Here is a 20,081-nt window from a genome sequence, read left to right on the forward strand (position 1 = left end):
CGCTAGGCCTGCGGCCCTTCGGGCCTGTAGGATGGATAGATACCTGTAGGTTGAAACCTACAGCAGGCATGGTATTGCTTCGCAATGATTGATGAATGAGGGTGGAAACCCCTCATAAAATTAAGCCGTTTAAATGCTCAAGTTTTATTAGGGTACAGAAGATCCTGAACAGTTATTATAAAAGCAAAAGCCGCTTTTCTGCATAGAAAAGCGGCTTTATATATTTGGCTTAGTTATAGGCATAAAAAAAGAGCCCGACCTGCACGGAGCGCTCAACCACCTACCCTTGCTTCGTTTCCGACCTGGGGGAGTTCAGTAGGAGCTGCTCCTGCCTCTTGGCTCGATGGCAAATATACGTTCATTTTGCGGAATTGCAAATTTTGCTTCCTTTTTTTTGCGGATTGGTCCAATTTGCGGGTTGGGGGCGGCGCAGCCGCCTGGCCCAAAAGTCTAGCCATTAGATTATTTATTAGACATTTAAAGTCTTTAAGCTGGCAGTGTTGTTGTAAAGGGCTGGACATTTTTAACCTCAGAACTTTCTAGAAAAAAGAATTGAAGAGCGTTCTGTCTTAACAAAAACTATGAATCGTTTATCTATTTACCTTATCTTTTTTTGCCTAACATTGGGTGGTTGGGCGCAAGCTCAGGAATTAAATTTTGAGAATTTACAAACGGCAGAAGGTCCATCTACAGAGCGACTGCTGCTTTTGGCTCAGGATGAACAGGACTATATCTACCTAGCTTATGCCTATGAAGATAGCATTTTGGCGGTAGGTAATACTCAGTATGTCTTAGGGCAGAGTTTGGGACAAAAGGAATATTTGATCCAAAAGCAGGATACACAAGGACAAGTAATCTGGCAAGGCGAATTGAAAAGTAATGCTAATTTTGAGCTTTATGGGCTTAAAACTATTGGGCAGCAGCTTTATTTAGTGGGTAGTTTTAGTAGCCCTTTGAGCTGGGTACATGCTGGACAAACAGATAGTCTAGCAGCTGATGCGCATGGCAATACAGATGGTTTTCTACTTCAGCTCTCTACTGCTGGGCAGTGGCAAAGGGGAGCCGCTTTGCGTGCCAAGGGTGATTTAATGATTCGAGATATTGCGCAAACGGCTGGAGGAGATTTGCTTTTGACGGGAGGATTTAAGGACAGCCTTAATATTTCACTAGGGGCCACTCCTCAATATTGGCGCTCGACACCTTATCAGGGAAGTTATTCTACTTATGATGTATTTGTTCTAGCTTATGACAGCAGTTTTCAGTATCAGAGAGGTTTTCAGTTGAGCAATCAATATCAGGACTATGGCCAAAAAATAGAGGTAAATAGCGAGGGAGATTGGCTACTTTTGGGCAGTTATTATGGCAGTTTAGACCTAGATCCCTCTAATAGTACCCAAAGTATTTCTTATAGTGGTGCCAATGGGATTTTTGTAAGCAAGTATAATGCACAGGGACAATATCTGGCAGGTTTTGGACTAAGGTCTTCTTCTGGTGGGGGGCATATTTTGGGAGATATTGTGCTTAGTTCCACTGATGAGCTTTACATTTGTGGCGATCTTAACGCTACGACTGATTTAGATCCCTCAGCAGCTACTTATTCGGTGACGGGTTATTCTGGACGTTATGCTTTTTTTGCTCAATATGATGCACAGCTTAATTTTGTACAGGGACATAGTTTTGGAAATACCTCTACGCAGGCTGCCCGGGGTATTTTGCTTGACAATAGCCGTCATATCTATCTTTGGGGATATTATGCCAACAACCTAAACATTTCTGATGCTACTGGCAACAGCGAGTTTTTGGCGGCAAGTGGAGGTTTTGATCTCTTTTTAGCTCGTTATTCTGCTCAAGCGGAGCTTCTCTGGGCTCAAAACTGGGGCAGCAATGCCGATGAAATTGCTGCGGCTAGCTTGATTCGTCCGAATGGCAAACTCTATCTGGGTGGAAGTTTTTCCAACAGCATTAACTTTGATCCAAATTCTAGTGCAGGCCTAGCCCAAAGTCAAGCTGGTCAAGATGCCTTTCTATTGGGTTTAACTGGAGCTTGTCAGCTACAAATTCAATCCAATTGGTCCCCACAAAATATTGTTTGTGTCAATGACTCCATCTATTTGTCGGCTAGTGGAGCCGATAGCATTTATTTCCAGCCCCACTGGCCCAACAACAGCTACTACACCCCAAGTCAGTCTGAATGGATTTATGTTTTTGGCCAAGATAGCCTAGGCTGCCGGGCCCAAGATTCCTTAGAGATTATTTTGGCTCAAGCTAGCAGTTCTATTGACCAGCAGCAGGCCTGTGGAAGCTTTAGTTGGATTGATGGGAATACTTATTACAGCAGTAACAATAGCGCAAGCTATCTACTTAGTAATGCTGCAGGTTGCGACTCTATCGTCTATCTTCAACTAACCATTGACCAGCTAGATAGCACAGTTAGCCAAAGCAACGACAGCCTTTTTGCCAGCCCGAATGCGAGTAGCTATCAATGGATTGATTGCAACAGCGGCTTGGCTATTCCTGGCGCCAATAATATGAGTTTTGCTCCTAGTAGTTCTGGAAATTATGCTGTTGAGCTAGCGCTAAACAGCTGCAACCAAACCTCTGCTTGCTATCCGTTTACTCTCACTACAGGCCTTGAGTCTATCACAAACAATCCATTTAGGATTTATCCCAATCCTGCTCAAAATGAATTGTATTTAAGATTTGAACAAAACCAACAAGAAATTCAGTTGCAGTTATTTGATTTGCAGGGCCGAAAACAAGAAATACGATGTCAGGGCCATGGACAAGACTACCAACTAAGCTGGGAAAATATTCCTCTGGGCGTATACTTCCTCCAAATTACGGGGGCTCATATTCAGTACACTGAAAAAATTCAGATTCGCTAATTATTTTTTAGGCGGCGCAGCCGCCTGGCCCGCAGGGCCCTTGGCCTACCGCTGCGGAAGGGTGGCCTGAAAGGCCAGACCGAAGCCCTCAGGGCTGAGGGCCGAGCAGGCTTGCGAGCCCTGCAGCATAGGGGCGGCCGCCCCAAATAGAAGGGCGGCCGCAGGCCCCAGAAAAATAGTTATTTAATGGATTTGGATCTTTTTAGTTTGGTAAAAGTCTTCTCCAATAATTTGGAGAAAATAAATGCCTTGGGGGAGGTTCGCCCATTGGATATGCAGGCGATTATTTTCTTTTTGGTATTGAATAGTTTGCTTACGGCCTTGGAGGTCCAGCAACTCTAGTTGAGTAATTTCGTCTACTTGTTCGCTAGCGAGGTAGAGTTCATTTTTGGCGGGATTGGGCCAAAGTTGGATGGCATTAGTCATCTGTTCTAGGTAAACCGCTTGGATAATAGAGTACTGTTTCTCTTCATTTTCGCCAATTTGTAGCAGGCGATAATAAGACTGGCCTTTGATGGGTTCGACATCTAGGAAGGTATAATCAGTTTGATTAAATTGGGCGGGAATTTGGGCGATAGCTTCAAATTCCAGTCCATCTGCGGCACGTTGCAGTTCAAAAAAAGTAGTTTGATCGCTTGCGCTAACGCCCCAGCTGAGCAGCACTTTTTCGTCTTGTTTTTGGGCCTTAAAATAGCTCAATTCTAGGGGGAGTAGTACATCATCAAAGACACCATCTCCATTTATTCCAGAAGGAATACCTGCAAAATTATTGCAGGGGCTAGAGTTATTATTACAGCCTGCCAATCCGTTATCTGTTCGGCTACTAACATTAGTAATTAGGCTAGTATTAGAGTAGAAGACAACGCCTTGTCCGCCGCCGCCGCCGCCGCCATGTGGGCTACTGCTGCTAGTACCTCCTGTTCCGCCGCTAGCCTCTACTAAAAGTGGGCAAGCTGTATTTATAGAAAAGCTATTAACAGACAGTAGGATACTTCCTCCGGCGCCGCCGCCGCCGGCACCATCATTGGTCCAAGAAGCGGCATCATTTCCGTTGGCAGAAATAGAGACTCCACTACAGCTAGCGGGGCTAATGATTTCTTGAGCTTTGATATAGATCAGGCCACCTCCATTAGCTCCGGCAGTTGCTCGGCTATTATTTTGTTGGCCACCGCCACCGCCACCGCCGAGAAAAACTCGGTTGGGAGCAATCTGACTAGCTAGGGCTATACCTGGCTGGCCGCCAACAGATGTAGCTACAGGGCAGACATCTCTTCCGCCATTATAGCCACGGCCACCTTCTCCCCCTTCAGTATAATTTCCGCCGCCGCCGCCGCCATTGTGGTGGCCGCCGCCGCCACCGCCATTAAGCATTTTGGCTTTGGCATAGGTATAATTAGCGTTTGTATTGGGGTAGATTCCCTCTCCTTTTGCGCCATATTCATCAGAGCTGCTGATATAGACGTTATGCGAGCTACAGAAGGCGCCATAAGCATTTCTAGAAACAGCTCCTCCACGAAAGCCTAGGCCATCGGCAGAAATATTGTGGGCCAGAGTAAGTTGATTAGGCACTTCGAAGGCGAGGACGCCTCCAGTTTGGCCATCCCAAGCCTTGGCCGTAATATCTGAGGTTGTCGTATAATTGGGGCTACCCAATTGTGGAAAAGAGACAATTTGCAGGCGACTATTAGGCCCTGTACTGTAGGGTCTACTTAGTGGATTTTGGAGGGTAATGCTAACAGGCGTGCCGGCAGATTCTGTATGAAATAAAATCTGAGCAATTTCAAAATTGCCTGCATTCAGGATTTGGTCCAGCTCTCCAAAGCTGCTATTATTAGCGATATTGGCGCCAATTACATCATCTTGAACTTGAATGATCAGGACTTCTTCGCCATCTTCAAAACTATCAAAAGCCTCATCTACTTGGCTCAACTGTAGGTCATTCCCTATAATATTCGTTACTCTAGCATAGGCATTCACTTGAATTTGGGCAGATGCAAAGTTTGCGAAACAAAGTAGGGTAAAAAACAAATATAGCTTCTTCAAAACTTTAATTTTTAAGTGTTCTTTGAAAAAAAATTGCTTGGACAGAATTTGAGTGTGGAATTATTCCTTGTCACAATAATACGTAATTTTACAGGGTTTTGTTCCAAAAAGTTATTTGTAAGTTGTTAATTCTATATGAAAAAGGTTGGGCCCCACGCTTGGCTTGGGCTGGGGCCAACTTTTAGGGCAAAAAAAAGGAGCGAACAGAAAATCCTGTTCGCTCCTTATAGCTAAAGAGACAAATATTATTTTGTGGTTTTTTTTGTGGTTTTTTTTGTGGTTTTCTTTTTGGCCGTTGTTTTCTTGGCTTTAGGTTTTTTGACCTTACCGCCTTGTTCTTCCACCAATTCGATCGCACGTTCTAGCGTAACCTCTTTGGCTTCTTCTGGGGTTAATTTTTTACCTTCGGCATTGAGTAATTTGTACGATTTTTTGCCTGAGCGGATAAAGGGTCCCCAGCGGCCATTTTCGATATTGAGGGCATAATCGGGCCATTTTTGGATATAGCGGTTGGCTTCTTTTTCTAGTTTGGCCTCAATCAGTTCAATAGCTTGGGCCTCCGTGATTGTCTCTAATTGAAAGCCAGAGCCTTTCGTGATAGAAACAAACATCTTGTTCCATTTGACAAAAGGGCCAAAGCGGCCAGCGCCCTTTGTAATGGGTAAATCTTTGAAGTGGCCAATTGGCGCATCTTCTTTGATTCGGGCCTCTACTAATGGAACCGCCTCTTCATAAGTAAATGAAATAGGGTCAGCGCCTTTGGGCAGAGAAATAAACTTGCCATCAAACTTGACATAGGGGCCATAGCGGCCAGAATTTACTTCTAGCTCTTGGCCTTTATAGCTTCCGATATTTCTGGGCAACTTAAAGAGCTCTAGGGCCTCTTCAAAAGTGATCGTTTCAATAGACTGTTCTCTTTTGAGGTTGGCATATTGAGGTTTTTCCTCTTCGCCAAGCTCATCGGGGGCACCAATTTGGGCCAAGGGGCCATAGCGGCCAATACGGACGAGGAGGGTATGTCCCGTTTTGGGATCTTTACCTAAAATTCGTTCTCCAGTGACGCGGTCGGCATCTTCGGCGGTTTGTTCTACTAATTTATGGAAGGGCTTATAGATGAGGTCCAGCATTTTTTGCCATTGTTCTTGGCCCTCGGCCACCTTATCGAGGCGGTCTTCTACATCGGCGGTAAAATTATAGTCCATGATATCGCCAAAATGCTCCATCAAGAAATCGGTCACCTGTTTGCCCAAATCAGAAGCGAAGAGTTTATTTTTCTCGGTACCGTATTTTTCGGTGAGTTCCTCCGCTTTAATTTCTGCGACTTCTTGGACCAAAGAGAGCTTACGATAATTACGTTCTTGGCCCTCTCTAGTTTCCTTAGTCACATAGCCGCGGCTAGGGTCCATAATTTTGGTAATCGTTGGGGCATAAGTAGAGGGTCGGCCGATCCCTCTTTTCTCTAATTCCTTAACCAAAGAAGCTTCTGCATAGCGAGAAGGGCCTCGGCTAAAGCGTTCGGTGGCATCGATATTTTCGTTTTTGAGTTTTTGGCCCAGCTTCATGGGAGGGAGCAGATCGCTATTGCTATCGTCCTCTTCTTCCTCCTCTTCTTTATGGACCAGATAGAGGGCCAAAAAGCCTTCAAACTTAATCACTTCTCCTTTGGCCAAGAAAATTTCATCTGGGCGGCTAGAGATATTGATGGTTACTGTAGTTTTCTCGAGCAGTGCATCGGCCATTTGGCTAGCCAAGGTTCTTTTGCGGATGAGGTCATAGAGGCGTTGTTCGTCTCGGTTATTGCTGACCACTTTTTTCTCTACATTGGTGGGGCGGATGGCTTCGTGAGCCTCTTGGGCGCCTTTTTTATTATTAAAGCTACGGGCTTGGTAATACTTAGGGCCGAAAGAACTTTTAATCTCGGCTTCTAGCGCTTGCATGGCAGTTTGGCTAAGATTGGTCGAGTCGGTACGCATATAAGTAATATGACCGGCCTCATATAGCCTTTGGGCCACCTGCATTGTTTTGGCCACACTAAAATACAGCTTATGCGAAGCATCTTGTTGGAGGGTAGAAGTAGTAAAGGGGGCAGGTGGGCGGCGTTTACTATCTTTAACCTCAATATCTTCAATGGTAAATTCAGCGCCAATACAATCTTTCAAGAAAGCCTGAGCCTCTTCTACGGTATCAATATGTAGTTCTTTACTTTTGCTCTCTCGGCTATAGAGTTTGGCCTGTAGTTTAGAGGTTCCCCCTCTTTCGTTGGGGACCAAAAAGCTGGCCGTGCCAGCAAAGAAGGCTTCGGGAGTAAACTCCTCAATAGCGCGTTCTTTTTCTACCACTAGGCGGACGGCCACTGATTGGACACGGCCGGCGGAGAGTTTTCCACGGATTTTCTTCCAGAGTAATTCAGAGAGCTCAAAGCCGACCAATCTGTCGAGGACGCGGCGAGCTTGCTGGGCATTTACTAGGTCCAAATCAATCAGGCGGGGAGCCGTAATTGCTTTTTGGAGAGCGGGTTTAGTAATTTCGCGAAAGACGATGCGCTTTGTTTTATGCACATCTAGATTGAGCACCTTAGCGAGGTGCCAAGAGATGGCTTCTCCTTCGCGGTCTTCATCCGTTGCGAGCCAGACCTCATCAACTTTTTTGACCCAGCTTTTGAGTTCGCTGACCACCTTTCTTTTGGCGGGAGAGATTTCGTAGTGGACCTTATAATTATTGTCCACTTCGATAGCTTTTTTATCTTTAGAATTTTTGATGAGGTCTCGGATATGTCCGAAACTCGACTTCACGGTAAAGTCTTTACCGAGATATTTTTCAATAGTTTTGGCCTTAGCAGGCGACTCGACGATTAATAGATTTTTGGCCATAGTAAGTTTAAATAGGTGTGCCTTAAAGAGGGTGGCTTTAGGGCAAAAATTGGGTAGGGGGAGATAATCCTTGCCCTAATACTAAGTTTTTTCTGTATTTGTGAAAAGATGAACGCTTATTTTTTTGTAAAAATCAAGAAAAAGACAGCTTTTTGCCAGAAAAATTGTTTTATCGCCCTACTGTGCGGCTTAAAACTGGGCTATTTTTGGCCTAGCGATGTGTAGGGGTGGCCGAAGGCCAGACCGAGCTTTTTGAGCAAAGCGAAAAAAGCGAAGGGCCGAGCAGACCTGCGAGCCCCGAAACGTAGCGCCGCAAGGCAAAGCCGCAGCGGAGGCCCCAAAAAATTAACTAAATATATAACAAATGAAATTAAATTTTAAGCAGTACGGAGCGGGCAAGCCCATAGTGATTATGCATGGGATGTTTGGGATGTTGGATAATTGGCAATATGTGGCCAAGGAATTGGCTGAAGAATATATGGTATTTTTGGTAGACTTGCGCAACCATGGCAAGTCGCCGCATTCAGAAGACTTTAGTTATGCCCTAATGGCCGATGATATTCGGCGGTTTATGGAAGACAATTGGCTATATGAGGCCAAAATTTTGGGACATTCTATGGGGGGCAAAGTGGCCATGCAACTGGCCTTGGAAGAGCCCGATATGGTAGAGCAACTGGTAGTTGTAGATATTGCGCCCAAAAGTTATTCGGGCAATCATGAAACGATTATTGCGGCCATGCAAGCCCTGCCCTTGCGGGAGTTGGCGAGTCGGTCGGAGGCAGAAAGTCATTTGCGGAAAAGTATTCCGGAGGAGGGCGTTGTTCAGTTTTTGCTCAAAAATCTGAGTCGAGAGCGGGCTGGGGGCTATCGTTGGAAAATGAACCTGCCTGTCATTGCGGCGCACTATCAAGACATTTTGGCCAACAGTTTGCCTGAAGAGCAATATGAAGGTCCTACCCTATTTGTGCAGGGCGTTAACTCTAAGTACATCAATCCGGCCGAGCTGGCCGACTACCAACAGTATTTTCCTGCGGCCCAAATTGCCCCAATAGCAAATGCGGGGCATTGGGTACATGCTGAGCAACCTCAAGAATTTTTGGCGACTTTGCGTAAGTTTTTTGCTCAGGATTAAGGTTTGGTAAGTCTTTTGATTTGCAAAAACTAACCATTAAGTTCACTTAAAAATAAATATAAATGAGGATGCATGTTCCCCTGAGATTACTCTCTATTTTTCTTTTTCTAAGTTGTTGGCTGAGCGCTCCCCTCTTGGCCCAAAAGGAGTATACCGATCATAAGCCCGTTTATCGGAAATGGCAGGATAACTACATTTTGGATAAAATTGAGTATACAAAAAACGAAACCATTTTTTATTTTCGTTTTGTTTGTCGCTCTGGTCAAGGTATTAGTGCCATTTTTTATCCTCCTGGCGGAGAAGCGCCTTGGTATTTGCGGGCCAAAGATGGGCGTTCTTTTAATCTCAAAGCCATTAAAAACATTCGGAGAAATAGCCAGATGATGGCTCGCCACCTCAGAAGCAAGGGCGAATATATGTCTTTGGATGGTTTTGGCTATACAGTTTTTAGCTGTGAGGTGCATTTTGAGCGCCTGCCCAATGATGTTAAAACCGCCGATTTCATTGAAGGCCGTGGCCATGAATTTGACCAAAATCACTTTAATTGCTTTGATGTTAAGCTAAAAACTTGGAATGATGAAAGCTTGGGTAAAATTGCGGACTCTGAAGAAAATGTCCGAAAATTTGAGCGCAAATTTGGCGTAAACACCAACAAAAAACCCAAGCCCAAACCCAAGGTAGAGCCTAAGGTAGAACCCAAAGATCCTATTGCTAAGGTGGAGCCCAAGCCTAAACCTAAGCCTAAACCCAAACCTAAAGTAGAGCCCAAAAAAGAGCCTAAACCCAAGCCCATCCCCAAAACGCCTAAAATTCCTGCTTCAGAAGAGCCAGGTGGCGTGGCTCGGGTTCGCTATGCAGAAGATGTCGTTTGTGGCCAACCTTTGGTCCTTGATGGCTTGCAGTTTCAGGATGGTACCACCGACTTTAAGGGGATGGTCAAATGTAAGCAGGTCTTGCATTATGTCTTTGACTTTATGGAAAAACACCCCAACTCTAAGCTGACCGTTATCGGACATACCGATATTTTTGGCGATAAGGAACGCATGAAGGAGCTCTCTAAAAAACGAGCCTATAAGGTACAGCGCTGGCTCTCTATGATGGGCATCTCGCCCTGGCGCATCGAGATTGAATACTATGGTCTCGAAAAGCCGCTTTTGCCCGAGGGAGGCGCCCTCAACCGCCGCGTAGAGGTACAACTCAGCTGCGAATAGCTATTCAAAAAGCCTAATTATGGCCCATTCTTGTTTTGCAAGGATGGGCTTTTTTTTGTTTTGGGGCCCGCGGCCGGCTAGGCTTCGCCTAGCTCGGCCGCCGCTATGCTGCGCCGCTCGCTCTCTGCTCGGCCCTGCAGCCGCCTGCGGCGGCTTGGGTCTGGCCTGCGGCCACGGCTGCGCAGCGCTGGGCCAAGCCAGCCCTTGGCCTAAGGGCAAAAATAAAGGAGGACTTTTAGTGGACAAAAGTACAGGGACAAATAATAGAATAGTGTAGCTTTTATCTGTAGTCCCTCTCTCACAAAACAAAGCAAGAAAGGGCCTTAGCACCAATTTTTGAAGAGAGAAATATAAGCCTTTAGGCGGTTAACCTTCAAGACCAAATTTAAGAGTTGATTAAATTTTATGTGGATCAAAGCCTAGTTGTTATGAAGAACAAAATATAATTCCATATTTTTGTTTCCGAAAAACAAAAACACCTATCTAATAAATCTAACCTAACTAGCTATTTATGAATCCCTTGAAACCAAGGCTAGCTAAATCCTTATGGATTGGCCTGGCCCTTCTATTGCTCCCATTCTACAGCTCTGCTACCCATATTGTAGGGGCAGATCTAACCTATCAATGTCTGGGCGGAAACCAGTATCAAGTCAACCTACAATTCTATAGAGACTGTGCTGGTGTATCGGCTCCTTCTTCAGCTCTTATTAACATTAACTCGGCTTCTTGCGGGCAGTCTACCTCTGTCACACTTACACAAACATCTTTTGCAGAAGCCTCTCCCCTCTGCCCTGCCGAATTGCCCAACTCTAGCTGTAATGGCGGAAGCCTACAAGGAATTGAGGTCTATCAATATAGCGGGACCATTACGCTGCCCGCCGCCTGTACCGACTGGGTTTTGTCTTATCGTACAGGAAACCGCAATAATGTGGTCACCAATATTACTAACCCCGGCTCTGCTTGGATGTATATTGAGGCCTTACTCAATAATGTAGATGGCGGATGCAATAGCTCGCCTTCTTTTACCACGCCCCCAGTTCCATATATCTGCGAGGGCGTTCCTTTTGAATACAACCATGGCGTTATTGATGCCGAGGGAGATTCTATTGCCTATAGCTTGATTACGCCCCTAGATAATGCAGGAACAGGCGTTACCTTTAGTGGCGGCTTTACCGCTAACCAACCCATGAGCACCACAGGGCCATTTGGGTTTACCCCCAATACAGGGCAAATTAGTATTACCCCCAATGGTACACAAATTGCCGCCATTGCCGTCCTTGTCGAGGAATTTAGAAATGGGGTCCTGATCGGCAATACAATCCGAGATATGCAAATTGTGGTCATTAACTGTAGCAATAATGTACTCGCTGTAGATCCCGTTAGCAATGTTTCTGGGGCTAGCCTTAGCGGAACCACCTTCTCTACCTGTGAGGGCAACAATATGAGCTTTAGAGTACGGGCCCAAGATCCCGATGCCGCCGACCTGATCCAGATTTCTGAAACCGTAACGGCCAACCTTCCCGGCGCCACCACCACTATTGTCGATAATGTCAATCCCGCCTATATTGATGTAAACTGGACCGTCCCTAACGGCGCCCTAGCCAACTATAATTTTACCCTTACTTTTGAGGAAAACTCCTGCCCTATCCCCGGTTTTCAGGTTTTAGGCTATACTGTCCAGCTTCCTACGGTCCGTATGGGCAACCAAAATATTGAAAAATGCCCCAGCCAAACACTAACTACCGCCCTATCGGCTAACTCTGGAACAGCCGGAACCTATGCCTGGGGCCCCGCAGCTGGTCTCTCCTGCACCAATTGCCAAAACCCCACAGCTACCGTTAATGCCCCTAGCACTTACCGCGTAACCTTTACCGATGGCGCTACTGGCTGTACCGCCACAAATGCCGTCAATATTATTGACCAAGATATTCAGGTCAATGTATCGGCTAGTACAAATAACTATTGTACTGGCGATCCTCCCGTTCAACTCGATGCCCAACTATTGGTTAATGGAGTGCCTTTAAGTTCCTCCAATTGTGTCACCGCCCGAAATGTCATCTCTAATCCCGCTCTCACAAATAATAATACCCATAATATTACGGGCATCCCTACTTCGCCTAGCGCTGGCGCAACCCTCGATATTTGCGTGCAAGGAGATATTGATGGCACTACTGAAAACTGGACCATCCAAGATGAAAATGGAAATACACTAACCACTATTGCCGATGCAAGCGGCCCCGCTCAATGTGGTGCCGCCGAATGTGTCAGTATTACGGTTTCTCAGGCCCAACTCGCTAGCTGGGCAGCAGATGGAACCGTTAGCTTTACTTCTATTGGCTCTTCTGGCGTGAACCCCAGCCTCTGTACCGATGATTCGGTCTCTATTACGCTTTCTTATTGTGGCGCTAGCAATTATAGTGAAGCTATGCCTCTTAGCACTGCCGCTAGCTGCTACGATCAAGCCATCCAAGCTTCTGGCGCTAGCCTAACGGATGTTACTAATATGACCTTTCCCGCTACCCCTACAGGCGCTTCAGGAGGTGGTACACTCACCATCTATGCCTATGGAGACCTTAATGGTAGTAATGAAATCTGGGACATTACCGATGAAAATGGCCTAGCTATAGGTAGTATTGGGGGCTCGGGTACCCAATGCGGTACCGTACATACCACAACCATTACCCTAACCGATGCCCAACTCGCTAGCTGGGCCGCCAATGGCAGCATTGTCTTTACTGCAACCGACCAAGGTGGAATCAATGAAAGCCTCTGTGGTGGAGACTCGCTTCGTATGGAGCTTAGCTATTGTACCCCTGCCTCTGGCGGCGGCGATTGCTCTGGAACAACCCTCAATCATACGCACCAACTCCTCTTTAATGGTGCTGTTCCCGATGCCTCTAGCAATGTTTCTCTAGAGTTTTGCCTAGAAGGCGATTATGGCGCCACTAGCGAGGGCGTAGAGCTCTTTGGCGAAGATGGAGTTAGCCTTGGCTTTTTTAATGAAGTGACTGCTGGCGCCTCTTATTCGGATTGTGGCTCTCCTGGCTTTTGCAATACGGTCCTTATTCCTAGCGCTAGCTGGAACAACTGGAATGACGACGGCCAAGTGGCCCTTACCCTTGTCCCCAACAATAATGTAAACTTCTCTTGCTCGGGCAATTATTCTTGTCTTGTTAGCAGTAATGTAGACTATGAAACTGGTGGCGCTAGTAACTATAACTGGACCCCTGCAGCCACCCTTTCCGATCCCAATATTGCCAACCCTACAGCTAGCCCAATAGGCGCTAGCACAACCTACCAAGTCAATGCAACAGATGGCAGTTGTGCCATCACCAATAATGTGACGATTAGCTGTATTCTCTTGAACGCCAATTGCGAGAATTTCCAAGTCGAAAATAGCGAATCTGGACAGCCTCGCCTCTTTTGGACCCTAGCCCAAGAAGAAGATAATGCAGGTATCCATATCGAAAGAGCTCATACAGATGGCGATTTCCAACGCATTGCTTTTGTCCCTTCTGCAGGCAATCAGGCGGCAGAACAAAACTACCAATGGCAAGAAAACCAGATCCTCTGGCCCAATAGCGATTACTATTATCGCTTGGTTCTCGAAAAACTGGATGGAAGCCTAGAGCAAATCTGTGAACAACGACATTTCCGCTATCAGGATGATAAGGGCTTCAATTTCTTGACGCTCTACCCCAATCCTAGCCGCTCTACGGCCTTTTTGCGCCTGCAATTGCCTCAAGATATGCAGCTAGAGGTCCAAATTACGGATGTACTTGGCCGCAATTTGGCCCAAATACCTCAACTAGCCCTGCAGGCAGGCATCCAAGAGTTTGAGCTTTCTCCCCTGGCCAATTTGCCCGCTGGCCAGTATTTTATTTGCATCAAAAGTGAAGGCGGTAGCTACCAAAAAACACTGCGCTTTTCTAAAATTAAATAGTTTTTCTACTGGGTTTTGGGGCCCGCGGCCGGCTAGGCTTCGCCTAGGTCGGCCGCCGCTATGCTCCGCCGCTCGCAGGTCTGCTCGGCCCTGCAGCCGCCTGCGGCGGCTTGGGTCTGGCCTGCGGCCACGGCTCCGCAGCGCTGGGCCTGCGGCGGCTTCGCCGCCTGCAAAACGCAAAAAGCCGCTCTCCCTTTTGGGAGAGCGGCTTTTCTTTATCTGGACCAAGAAAGCTTAGTTGCTTCCTCGGCGATTCATTTCATCTCGGATCTTTGCCGCCTGCTCATAGTTTTCGGCCTGCAAAACCTCATCGAGCTTGCGCTCTAGTTCTTCTAGGCTCAAATCTTCTAATGAACGGCTTTTTTGTTGTTCCTGACGACGGTTTTTGGCCTCTTCCATCTCTCTTTCGGTTTCTTCCTCTAGCACAATACCCGCCTGCTCCAAGATAAACTCATAGGTATATACTGGGCAATCAAAGCGGACCGCCAGGGCCAAAGCATCCGAACTTCTAGAGTCAATTTCTATGGTTTTGCCATTCTGGATAAACACCAAATTGGCATAAAAAATACCATCCACCAAATTACTAATAATAACCTCCTGAAGTTCTACATTGAGGGTCTCAATGGTATTGCGGAACAGGTCATGGGTCATAGGACGGCTGGCTTGCATGCCCTCCATGGCCACAGCAATAGCCTGGGCCTCAAATCCTCCGATAACAATGGGCAAACGACGGCTGCCCCCCATTTCGCCTAAAACTACGGCATAATTCTGCGATTGGGCCAAACTATGCGAAAGGGCGACAATTTCTAACTCTACTTTTTTCATTTGGTGATGCGTTGTGTTTGAACAGCAAAGGCCACAAAGATAAAAAATTATAGGAAAGCAAAAAAGCCCTTTTGCTTTATCGGCAGGGCTTTTTTGCAGGGTACAGGCGGCGAAGCCGCCGCAGGCTGAGGGATGGATAGCAGGGCCGCCAAAGGCGGCAGACCCAAGGCCTTTGCCGCAAAGCGGCAAAGGCCTGCAGGGCCGAGCAGACCTGCGAGCTGCGACACAGCCCGACCCGCCCCTAGGGCGGGGCAGCCCCAAATCCTAAGACTTCTTCTTCTCTAGAATAGAATGGCCCATTTTGTCTCTTTTGGTAAAGAGATAGAACTCATTGTGCTCATTGGGCTCAATTTCTAGCTCTACATTTTCTACGATTTCTAGACCGTAACCAATTAGGCCAATGCGCTTGGTGGGGTTGTTAGTCATTAGGCGCATCTTACTGATTTTTAGCTCTCTAAGAATTTGCGCCCCAATACCATAATCTCTTTCGTCGGCCTTAAAACCGAGCATGAGGTTAGCTTCTACGGTATCATAGCCCTGCTCTTGTAGCTTATAGGCCTTGAGTTTATTGAGCAGGCCAATGCCGCGGCCTTCTTGCATAATATAGAGCAAAAGTCCCTTGCCTTCTGCCTCAATCTGCTTCATGGCCGCATGCAATTGGGGGCCACAATCGCAGCGGAGAGAGCCCAAGATATCGCCAGTTTGGCAAGAAGAGTGCACCCGAACCAAAACGGGTTCATCGGCCTTCCAGTCGCCTTTTTTGAGGGCCAAATGCGTTTCATTTCTGGTCTTATCTTCAAAAGCGATCAATTGAAAATCGCCGTATTCGGTAGGCATTTGCACATCAATGAGGCGCTCTACCAACTTTTCGTTTTCTACTCGGTACTTGATCAAGTCGGCAATAGAAATAATTTTAAGGTCGAAGCGTTCGGCCACCTTCATCAAATCGGGTAGGCGGGCCATGGTCCCATCTTCATTGAGGATTTCGACCAAAACGCCAGCGGGAGCCAAGCCAGCCAAGCGAGCGAGGTCTACAGCCGCCTCGGTATGTCCAGCACGGCGCAAAACGCCTCCATCTTTAGCGATAAGTGGGAAGATATGGCCTGGGCGGGCATAATCGGTCCAGCTCGTATTAGGGTCGGTAAGCAGGCGAATTCCGGTAGAGCGGTCGTAGGCTGAAATTCCCGTGCTGCAACCATGGCCAATCAGGTCGACAGAAATGGTAAAGGCCGTTTCATGATGCGAGGTATTGGTTTGGACCATGGGTTTGAGATTGAGTTCTCTACAGCGGTCCTCGGTGAGGGGCGTACAGATGAGGCCACGGCCATGAGTGGCCATAAAGTTGACCAGTTCTGGAGTAATTTTTTCTGCGGCGCAGATAAAATCCCCTTCATTTTCACGGTCCTCATCATCGACTACAATAATGATTTTTCCGTCGCGAATATCCTGAATGGCAGCTTCAATACTATCCAGTTTTCTATCCAAGCTTTCGTTTTGTTGGTTGCCAGACATTGGTTTTGACTCCTTTTATATAGTTGATAAATCCCTTAACTAGGGCAATATTCATGGCTAAAAAATATCGGATGTACCGCAGGTACTTCTGATGTATGCCCATTTGCTCTAATAGCCAATCGAGCAATGGAACGATAAAAAATAAGAGGTTTTGTCCTGTAAACAAGAGGGGCCAGATTAAGTTGTTGTCTAGGAGGTTGAGCAGGGCCAAACTGCTCCAACTTAACACTATAAAAACAGGACCGAGCCATCTGAGGACCTTATGCGACCAAAATACAAAGGCCAGGCTCCCCCATTTGGGCAAAAGCAGATGCTTAAAGGTGGCCAAGTTTTTATAGTTGCCACTGGCAATGCGCACCTTTCGGCGGAACTCTCCGGCTAGGTTGCCCGATACATCTTCTAGGCAAAGGGCTTTGAGTTCGCTAATGGCTCGGCCGCCCTGCTCAAAGGCCCGCATGGCCCAATAAAAATCATCGACCAAATAGCCTTTGGGAATCGCTGAAAAATGGCTGGCCCGCAGGGCAAAAAAGCCCCCTAATGGGCCTAGGGTACGGCCCCAAATTAGGCCTTCTTGGTATTTGGCCTGTACTTCCTGAGAGATATAGCCCTGTTCGTTGCGGCCAATGCCTGCCGCCTCACTATCATAATGCTGAATATTGCTATCGACCAGGACAATATCCCTTTGCTTAAAGTGCTTGAGCAGCTCGTAAATACTGGCCGGTTTGGGCATTACATTGGCATCGGTGATCAGGAGGACCTCAGCCGATACGGCCTTGGCCGCCTCGGCCAATTGGTTAATGATAGCGGGTTTGCCTTGTCGTTCTTGGAAAGGGAAAAAGTGAATGCGGCTAGGATATTGGGCCGCATAAGCCTGCATGATATCATTGGTGGCATCTGTAGAGCAATCGGAGCCCACATAAATATGCAGCTTTTGGGCAGGATATTCAGCCGCTAATAGATGCTGCATCTTTTGCTCCAAGACCAGCTCCTCATTATGGGCGGCCATGAGCACGGCCAAAACAGGCAAATCGGGATCTTCTTGGGCATAAGTGCTGCCTTGCAGGGCTTTTCCTTGGCTCAGAAAGCGCAGCAAAAGGGGGTAGAGTACATAAGTGTACACCACGGCAAAAGAGGAAAGCAAAAAAATCGTAAGCCCTATTCCAAATATCATTTAGCTGCTTTTAGGCCGCAAAACTACGCATATTTTTCGCCTTAGTGGAAGAAGTGATTGAAAAACTGACTGCTGGGCCGTAGGCGGCATAAAAAAAGAGTCAAACCTGAAAAGGCTGACTCTTTTTTCTTGGCATTTTGGCCAATTAGGTCGAGATGAAGACAAAGTACATCAAGAACATAAGGGCAAAAAGACTGACGACTGCAATGATGGTGAGCATACGCAACTGCTTGCGATCTTCCTCATCGGGGGCGGTGATCATCATGTTTTCCTCTTCCACCACTTCTGTAGTTTGCTCTAATGGTTGTAAGGGATTCTCTTTGCGCATTTTTTTCTTCTCACGGCGGGTCATTTTCTTTTCATGAGATCCACCAGGAGGGGCATATTGTTTTCTAGACATATTCTAAAGGAATTATAGTAGGGCCAAAAGGCCTAGTGTGCTAATGAAATCTTAATAGATTAGCGGTAAAAATATAGTTTATCTCTTAAAAAACCAATTGGCCCCTTCCTTTTTTAGTTGACTAAAACAAAAGGCAGTTGCTTATTTTCTCCTTGCATTTGCAAATTGAGCCAGTAGTGTCCGGCTGGCAAATCTTGGGTACTGATGTGCAAAAGCTGTTCGCCAGCCACTAAAGAAAGGCTTTGGCTAGAGAGGCGCTGGCCCAAGTTGTTATAAATGTCAAGGCTGACTTTTTGGCTTTGGGCGCTTGCTAAAGACAAGATCAGCTCTTGGCCTGCCGCCTGTGGATTGGGCCAAAGTTTGGCGCTGGCCAATTGTTCTGTAGCCGCTACTGCGGTGGTCCAAGCCTCTGTACGGAAGCAAGCCCAGGGGCTTGCATTATAGTTACAGGGATTTTCGGCTCCCATCGCCCGAACGCTCCAGCGGTAATATTGTCCAGGTTCTAGGTCCAACCAAAGGTAGGTTCCTTGCACCATAAACTCCTGAGTTTGTCCGGTGGGAATACAAGTATTGGGCGTCACTTTTTCTACCACAACCCAATAGGCATGAGCGGCATTAGCGGCCTGCCAGCGCAACTCTACCCCCTGGTCTACATTGGGGATAAGTCCCCCATCTTCTGGAAAGCTCAGGCTGGGTGTACCATCGGCAGTGAGGGCGGCTGGGGCGGCATTATAATGTTGTCCTCTAGAGATCATATCGAGCATAATGGCCTCTTTTTGCTGGTCCGTAAAGCTGGTCCGGCAAGAGAAGTAACTCATATGGTTGTTAATTAGCGGCCTATTGCTGCTAGGCGTAATCAAGACGCTATCGGGATCTCTCCAAGTTTCGGTAAAGCTACATCCTCCGCCTCCAGAAGCATAATCTGGGGGGGTATCACAGAAGCCATCTGCGGCCCATTGGCAGTTTTCGCCAGTTTGGCCACGGACCACTTTTTCTACCGGGCGGCCATTGCTTCCCATTTCTGGAGCCTTATTATTTACCGATGCGGTGGCGTATTCCATGCCTTCCCAGCCATAAAATGTATGGGCCAAAGTAAAATAATGCCCTAATTCATGGGCCAGGGTAGTTCCCCCAGAAATTTGGTTGTTCCAGGCAAAAATCCAGTCAAAATTGGGCGCATAATAGGCCCCATAGCTCGTCCCTTGCTGATATGGCCCCCCTACATAAATATTAACATAGCCATTGCGTTTGTGCAAAGAACGCACATAGTCGGCCGTATTGTCTTGATTGACATATAGCTGTGTGCTGGCAATTTCGTTAATTTCATGAATGTAAAAGACCACATTCATATCGGCATAAAAGGCATTAATAGCACAGAGGTTATCATGCAATTGCTGATAAGTTGCGGCTCCTGTTCCATCGCCTCTAGATACTCGATGAAAGACAATCGGGACATAAACCGTACTGTCAAAACTATTGCGGCTTTGTAGTTGCTGCTGCCAATCGGCCAAGAGTTGGGGGGCTATACGGCGGTTTTCTGCTAGGCGCTCTAAACCAATGGCTTGGGCCTCATGGCTGGTCCCACAATTTAAATGACTAGCTTGCTGGGCCCAAAGCAATGCAGGCGCCAACAAAATGAAGGCAGTAAAAAACTGGTATAATCGAAACATAATATTGTAATTTAAGATGCGCCCTAATATACAATTTTGTGCAGCTTTTAAGGAGGTCTATGGGCATTTTTTTGGGGCCTGCCGCCTGCGGCGGCCGGGCTGTTTCGCAGCTCGCTGTTCGCTCGGCCCTTCGGCGCTTTCAGCGCCTTGGTCTGGCCTAACGGCCACTGCTGTCCATCCCTAGGCCTGCGGCCCTTCGGGCCTGCTAGCTGTGGCTGCAGGTTGAAACCAGCAGCCATACAACACCCCCATGCTACATCTATAGTGCGGAGAGGATTAAAATCCTCTACCGCTTTGAACAAGGATTATTTTTTCTTCGGTTGTTTGATTTTGCTTTTGTCTCCCCCATAAATTTCATAGGAACCCTAGGGCCAAGGCCCTAGGCTATCGAAAAAATCGCCATCCCCTCCTTCGAGGGG

General features: G+C 47.0%; 11 protein-coding genes. 4 read left to right on the forward strand and 7 right to left on the reverse strand.

What is annotated here, in order from left to right:
* The first annotated feature begins 581 nt into the window (after positions 1 to 581).
* Positions 582 to 2,885, forward strand: coding sequence for a T9SS type A sorting domain-containing protein (locus OP864_RS03120; RefSeq protein ID WP_270099836.1), 2,304 nt, complete (start codon positions 582 to 584; stop codon positions 2,883 to 2,885).
* Positions 2,886 to 3,068: 183 nt separating this feature from the next.
* Here the strand turns inward: OP864_RS03120 and OP864_RS03125 are convergent, their stop codons facing one another.
* Complete coding sequence (locus tag OP864_RS03125) at positions 3,069 to 4,928, reverse strand: T9SS type A sorting domain-containing protein (RefSeq protein ID WP_270099837.1); 1,860 nt, start codon at positions 4,926 to 4,928, stop codon at positions 3,069 to 3,071.
* 245 nt (positions 4,929 to 5,173) lie between these two features.
* Complete coding sequence (gene topA / locus OP864_RS03130) at positions 5,174 to 7,798, reverse strand: type I DNA topoisomerase (RefSeq protein WP_270099838.1); 2,625 nt, start codon at positions 7,796 to 7,798, stop codon at positions 5,174 to 5,176.
* Between the two features lie 364 nt (positions 7,799 to 8,162).
* On the opposite strand from topA, the gene OP864_RS03135 reads away from it, so the two are divergent.
* The 3 genes from OP864_RS03135 (at position 8,163) to OP864_RS03145 (ending at position 14,084) form a co-directional block, all read left to right on the forward strand.
* Entirely contained in the window at positions 8,163 to 8,930 is a 768-nt protein-coding gene (locus OP864_RS03135) for an alpha/beta fold hydrolase (protein ID WP_015691244.1), read from the forward strand.
* A 62-nt stretch (positions 8,931 to 8,992) separates the two neighbouring features.
* Positions 8,993 to 10,141, forward strand: coding sequence for an OmpA family protein (locus tag OP864_RS03140; RefSeq protein WP_270099839.1), 1,149 nt, complete (start codon positions 8,993 to 8,995; stop codon positions 10,139 to 10,141).
* 511 nt (positions 10,142 to 10,652) lie between these two features.
* The gene (locus tag OP864_RS03145; protein WP_270099840.1) at positions 10,653 to 14,084 is read left to right on the forward strand and encodes a T9SS type A sorting domain-containing protein; all 3,432 of its coding nucleotides are present in this window, start codon (positions 10,653 to 10,655) and stop codon (positions 14,082 to 14,084) included.
* Between the two features lie 234 nt (positions 14,085 to 14,318).
* Here the strand turns inward: OP864_RS03145 and OP864_RS03150 are convergent, their stop codons facing one another.
* The 5 genes from OP864_RS03150 to OP864_RS03170 form a co-directional block, all read right to left on the reverse strand.
* Complete coding sequence (locus OP864_RS03150) at positions 14,319 to 14,909, reverse strand: bifunctional nuclease family protein (RefSeq protein WP_015691247.1); 591 nt, start codon at positions 14,907 to 14,909, stop codon at positions 14,319 to 14,321.
* Positions 14,910 to 15,173: 264 nt separating this feature from the next.
* Positions 15,174 to 16,421, reverse strand: coding sequence for a bifunctional 3,4-dihydroxy-2-butanone-4-phosphate synthase/GTP cyclohydrolase II (locus tag OP864_RS03155; protein WP_349294433.1), 1,248 nt, complete (start codon positions 16,419 to 16,421; stop codon positions 15,174 to 15,176).
* Positions 16,387 to 17,592: a glycosyltransferase gene (locus OP864_RS03160; protein WP_270099843.1), complete on the reverse strand. Its 1,206-nt coding sequence runs from the start codon at positions 17,590 to 17,592 to the stop codon at positions 16,387 to 16,389. The genes OP864_RS03155 and OP864_RS03160 overlap by 35 nt, the downstream gene beginning before the upstream one ends.
* Positions 17,593 to 17,737: 145 nt before the next feature.
* Entirely contained in the window at positions 17,738 to 17,992 is a 255-nt protein-coding gene (locus OP864_RS03165) for a hypothetical protein (RefSeq protein ID WP_015691251.1), read from the reverse strand.
* 113 nt (positions 17,993 to 18,105) lie between these two features.
* Positions 18,106 to 19,662 carry a T9SS type A sorting domain-containing protein gene (locus OP864_RS03170; protein WP_270099844.1) on the reverse strand — a complete coding sequence of 519 codons (1,557 nt, stop codon included), beginning with the start codon at positions 19,660 to 19,662 and terminating at the stop codon, positions 18,106 to 18,108.
* Positions 19,663 to 20,081 lie beyond the last annotated feature (419 nt).

Source organism: Saprospira grandis (assembly GCF_027594745.1).
In the GTDB taxonomy this organism is placed as follows: Bacteria; Bacteroidota; Bacteroidia; order Chitinophagales; family Saprospiraceae; genus Saprospira; species Saprospira grandis.

Coding starts and splice junctions, on each gene's coding strand:
- OP864_RS03120 (WP_270099836.1), top strand. CDS start 582: ATGAATCGTTTATCTATTTACCTTATCTTTTTTTGCCTAACATTGGGT.
- topA (WP_270099838.1), bottom strand. CDS start 7,798: ATGGCCAAAAATCTATTAATCGTCGAGTCGCCTGCTAAGGCCAAAACT.
- OP864_RS03135 (WP_015691244.1), top strand. CDS start 8,163: ATGAAATTAAATTTTAAGCAGTACGGAGCGGGCAAGCCCATAGTGATT.
- OP864_RS03140 (WP_270099839.1), top strand. CDS start 8,993: ATGAGGATGCATGTTCCCCTGAGATTACTCTCTATTTTTCTTTTTCTA.
- OP864_RS03145 (WP_270099840.1), top strand. CDS start 10,653: ATGAATCCCTTGAAACCAAGGCTAGCTAAATCCTTATGGATTGGCCTG.
- OP864_RS03150 (WP_015691247.1), bottom strand. CDS start 14,909: ATGAAAAAAGTAGAGTTAGAAATTGTCGCCCTTTCGCATAGTTTGGCC.
- OP864_RS03155 (WP_349294433.1), bottom strand. CDS start 16,421: ATGTCTGGCAACCAACAAAACGAAAGCTTGGATAGAAAACTGGATAGT.
- OP864_RS03160 (WP_270099843.1), bottom strand. CDS start 17,592: ATGATATTTGGAATAGGGCTTACGATTTTTTTGCTTTCCTCTTTTGCC.
- OP864_RS03165 (WP_015691251.1), bottom strand. CDS start 17,992: ATGTCTAGAAAACAATATGCCCCTCCTGGTGGATCTCATGAAAAGAAA.
- OP864_RS03170 (WP_270099844.1), bottom strand. CDS start 19,662: ATGTTTCGATTATACCAGTTTTTTACTGCCTTCATTTTGTTGGCGCCT.